The 4,276-nt window shown below is 66.9% G+C and carries 4 protein-coding genes; all 4 read right to left on the reverse strand.

The features are described 5' to 3' along the window. Positions 1-982 (reverse strand): excinuclease ABC subunit UvrC (gene uvrC / locus LQV45_RS19290; RefSeq protein WP_230008404.1); only part of this gene is annotated, 982 nt, incomplete at its 3' end. An 86-nt stretch (positions 983-1,068) separates the two neighbouring features. Further along, a complete protein-coding gene (locus LQV45_RS19295) occupies positions 1,069-1,737 on the reverse strand; it encodes a 1-acyl-sn-glycerol-3-phosphate acyltransferase (RefSeq protein WP_026266350.1) in 669 nt (222 codons plus the stop codon). Then, complete coding sequence (locus tag LQV45_RS19300) at positions 1,724-2,485, reverse strand: HAD hydrolase-like protein (protein ID WP_230008405.1); 762 nt, start codon at positions 2,483-2,485, stop codon at positions 1,724-1,726. The genes LQV45_RS19295 and LQV45_RS19300 overlap by 14 nt, the downstream gene beginning before the upstream one ends. A 189-nt stretch (positions 2,486-2,674) precedes the next feature. Continuing rightward, on the reverse strand, positions 2,675-4,276 hold a 1,602-nt coding region (uvrA, locus tag LQV45_RS19305; RefSeq protein WP_230008406.1), incomplete at its 5' end, for an excinuclease ABC subunit UvrA.

The following is a 4,276-nucleotide window of genomic DNA, read 5'->3' on the forward strand; positions in this document are numbered from 1 at the left end:
GTTCGGCAGGCACCAGCACTTCCCGGGGCAACCTGCCCTGGAGCCCGGCTTCCTCGCCGTAGACCTGCTGGAGCAGGTGTTCGACCAGTTCCGGGGTGGTGGAGTCCTCGACCTTTTCCACCACCCAGCCGCGCTGGCCGCGGATCCGTCCGCCCCGGACGTGGAAGACCTGCACGGCGGCCTCGAGCTCGTCTTCGTGCAGGGCGAAGACGTCGGCGTCCGTGCCCTCGGCCAGGACGACGGCGTTACGTTCGAAGACCTTCTTAAGCGCCACGATGTCGTCCCGGAGCCGGGCCGCGCGTTCGTAGTCGAGCTCAGCAACTGCCGCGGCCATCTCCCGTTCCAGCCGGTTGACGAAAGGCTTGGCTTCGCCGCCCATGAACGTGCAGAAGTCCTCGGCCAGGGCGCGGTGGTCCGCGGCGGAGATCCGGCCGACGCACGGCGCGGAACATTTGTCGATGTAGCCGAGCAGGCAGGGCCGGCCGCTGGCTTCGGCGCGCTTCAACACCCCGGCGCTGCAGCTGCGGACCGGGAACACCCGCAGCAGGGTGTCCATGGTGTCCCGGATCGCGCCGGCGGTGTAGGGGCCGAAGTACCGGGTCCCCTTGCGCCGGTCGCCGCGCAGCACCTGGACGCGCGGGTACTTCTCCCCCATCGTCACGGCGAGGTACGGGTAGCTTTTGTCGTCCCTGAACATCACGTTGAAGCGGGGCGTGAATTCTTTGATCCAGGTGTATTCCAGCTGCAGCGACTCGAGTTCGCTGCCCACCACGGTCCATTCGACGCTGCTGGCCGTGTGGACCATGGCATAGGTTTTGGGCATGAGCCCGGCGGGGTTGGCGAAATAGGTGTTCAGCCGGGCACGGAGGTTCTTGGCCTTGCCGACGTAGATGACCCGGCCGTGCGGATCGCGGAAGCGGTACACGCCCGGATTGGTCGGAATTTCACCCGTCTGGGGTCGGTAACTCGCTGGATCTGCCACACATCAAGTCTACTGAGCCGCCGGCGGTGCCGTTGCACGTGCACCGCCGCATGCCCGGCGGATCCAGGGGGGCCGGGAGCCGCGCGCTATTCGGCCGACTTGCTCTGGTTGTAGCTGGTGGAGCGTTCCTGGCCGCTCAGGTCTGCGATTGCGTCCATGATGCGGTCCGTGACCTGGCGGCGGGCCGGCAGGGAATGGTCCGGTCCGGTCTTCTCGAAGTACAGCGGCTCGCCGACCTTCATGGTGAAGTGCTGCGGTTTGACGGACTTGCTGTCCGCGGGCTGCAAGTGTTCGGTGCCGATCAGGCCCACCGGGATTACGGGCGCGCCGGTGGTGAGGGCCAGCCAGCCGACGCCGGTGCGGCCGCGGTACAGGATGCCGTCGCGGGAGCGGGTGCCTTCGGGATAGATGCCCACGCCCTTGCCGGAGTCGAGGATGTCCAGCAGCGTTTTCAGCGCCTGGACGCTCGCCGCCTGCTCGCCGCGTTCCACCGGAATGGAGCCGACGGCCTCGAAGAAGGACTTCATGGCCTTGCCTTTGATGCCGCCGGTGGTGAAGTATTCAGCCTTCGCGAAGAAGGCCACGGGCCGCGGCATGAGGGCCTGGACGATCACGCTGTCCAGGAACGAGAGGTGGTTCGGGGCGACAATGAACGGCCCATCCTTGGGCACGTTTTCCAGGCCGATGACCGTGGGACGGCACGTGGTGGTTACAAGCCCCCGCGTGGTCCAGCGGATTGCGTCAAACATTGCCATCGGTGTGCACCTCGTTCAGGGCTGTGGTTCCCGGGCGTTCGGAGAGCCGGTTAATCGTCGCGTGAAGCGCCGTGGTGTTGTGCACGATCTCGACGGCACCGGCCGCGTGCAGTTCGCCGTCAGGCGCAAACCCCCAGCCTACGCCGATGCAGTCCAGTCCGTTCGCAGCGGCCCCGGCGACGTCCTGTGCCCGGTCCCCCACCATCACGGCCCGGCCGGCGGCCGCAGGGTCCGCGGCAGCGAGGTCTGAGAGCGCGGCGGCGACGATGCCGGCCTTACCTTCGGGAACGGAGCCTTCGGGGGCGGAGCCCGTTCCGGGGCTGGCGGCCTCGTCGGCGGCGGAGCCCCGGATGCTGTGGAAGAGCCCGGCGATGCCGTGATGCGCCAGTACAATGCGGGCAAGCCCTTCCGGCTTCTGGGTCGCGACGGCGATGGGCCGGCCCGCGGCGACGAAGTCCTCGAGGAGGCCGCGGATTCCCGGGTACAGCCTGCTCTGCGCGATTCCCGTGGATGCGTAGTGCGCGCGGTAGATGCGGATGGCGTCTTTCAGCTGTGCGGCAGGAACGCCGGCGATTTCCGTCAGGGAATGGCTGAGCTTGGGCCCAATCATGGCGTCCATCCGGGACTTGTCCGGAACCGGCAGGCCAAGCTCGGTGAGGGCCGCGGCGATACCGTCGGTTATACCCCCGGCGGGATCGACAAGAGTGCCGTCAAGGTCAAAGATTACGGGCACTGTTGTATGCGTCACCGGCTTAGTTTCTCATGAGTGTGCGGTTGCCAGAAATTCGCATGCTCCTTCAGGAATACATCGGGAATACATCAGGGACTACATCACGCGATACATCAGCGGATACATCCGGTGGAGACGTCCCTGTGGGCGGGGACGCGTGCGGCGGAAGCTTACCTGGCCCGCCGCACGGTCCCTGGCGGCCGGTGTTCAGGCGAGGAGCTCGGCGAGGAACGCGGCCGTGTGGCTCTCGCTCGACTTGGCCACCTGCTCGGGGGTGCCGGAGGCGACCACACGGCCGCCACCGGACCCGCCGTCGGGGCCAAGGTCCACGATCCAGTCGGCGCTCTTGATGACGTCGAGGTTGTGTTCGATCGTGATCACCGTGTTGCCCTTCTCCACGAGGCCCTGGAGCACCATGAGGAGCTTGCGGATGTCCTCGAAGTGCAGGCCCGTCGTGGGCTCGTCCAGGACGTAGACGCTGCGGCCGTTGGAGCGTTTCTGAAGCTCGGCTGCGAGCTTCACGCGCTGGGCCTCGCCGCCGGAGAGCGTGGTGGCGGGCTGGCCCAACCGGACGTAGCCAAGGCCGACGTCGACGAGCGTGTTGAGGTGCCGAGCGATCGGCGAGAAGGCCGCGAAGAACTCGGCCCCTTCCTCGATGGGCATGTTCAGCACGTCCGCGATGGTCTTGCCCTTGTAGTGGACCTCCAGGGTTTCGCGGTTGTACCGGGCGCCGTGGCAGACCTCGCAGGGGACGTAGACGTCCGGCAGGAAGTTCATCTCGATCTTCAGGGTGCCGTCGCCGGAGCAGGCCTCGCAGCGGCCGCCCTTGACGTTGAAGGAGAACCGGCCCGGGAGGTAGCCGCGGACTTTGGCCTCGGTGGTCTCGGCGAAGAGCTTGCGGATGTTGTCGAACACGCCGGTGTAAGTGGCCGGGTTCGAGCGCGGGGTGCGGCCGATCGGGCTCTGGTCGACGTGCACCACCTTGTCCAGGTGTTCGAGGCCCTGGACGGACTTGTGCCTGCCGGCCACCTGCTTGGCGCCGTTGAGCTTGTTGGCGAGCACCTTGTAGAGGATCTCGTTGACCAGGGTGGACTTGCCCGAGCCGCTGACGCCGGTGACGGCGGTGAAGAGGCCCAGCGGGAAACTGGCGTCGATGTTCAGGAGGTTGTTCTCCTTCGCCCCGACCACCTTGAGCTCGCGCTTCTTGTCGTATTTGCGCCGCTTCTTCGGGATCTCGATTTTCCGCCGGCCGGAGAGGTAGTCGCCGGTGAGCGAATCCGTGTTTTCCAGCAGCTCTTGGTAGGACCCGGAATGGACCACCATGCCGCCGTGCTCGCCGGCGCCCGGTCCGATGTCCACCACCCAGTCGGCCTCGTGGATGGTGTCCTCGTCATGCTCCACGACGATCAGGGTGTTGCCGAGGTCCCGGAGCCGGGTGAGTGTCTCGATCAGGCGGCGGTTGTCCCGCTGGTGCAGGCCGATCGAGGGCTCGTCGAGGACGTACAGCACGCCCACGAGGCCGGAGCCGATCTGGGTGGCCAAACGGATGCGCTGGGCTTCGCCGCCGGACAGGGTGCCGGAGGGCCGCTCCAGGTTCAGGTACTCGAGTCCGACGTCGAGGAGGAAGGTCAGGCGGGCCTGGATCTCCTTGAGGACCTGGTGGGCGATCTGGGCCTCGCGGCCGGTGAGGACGAGGTTTTCGAGGAAGTCGGCGCATTCCCGCATGGGCAGCGCGGCGACCTCGGCGATTGACTTGCCGTTGATCAGCACCGAGAGCGACCCAGGGTTCAGCCGGGCACCGTTGCAGGC

The sequence above is a fragment of the Microbacterium sp. Bi128 genome (assembly GCF_918698205.1).

Coding starts and splice junctions, on each gene's coding strand:
- LQV45_RS19295 (WP_026266350.1), bottom strand. CDS start 1,737: ATGGCAATGTTTGACGCAATCCGCTGGACCACGCGGGGGCTTGTAACC.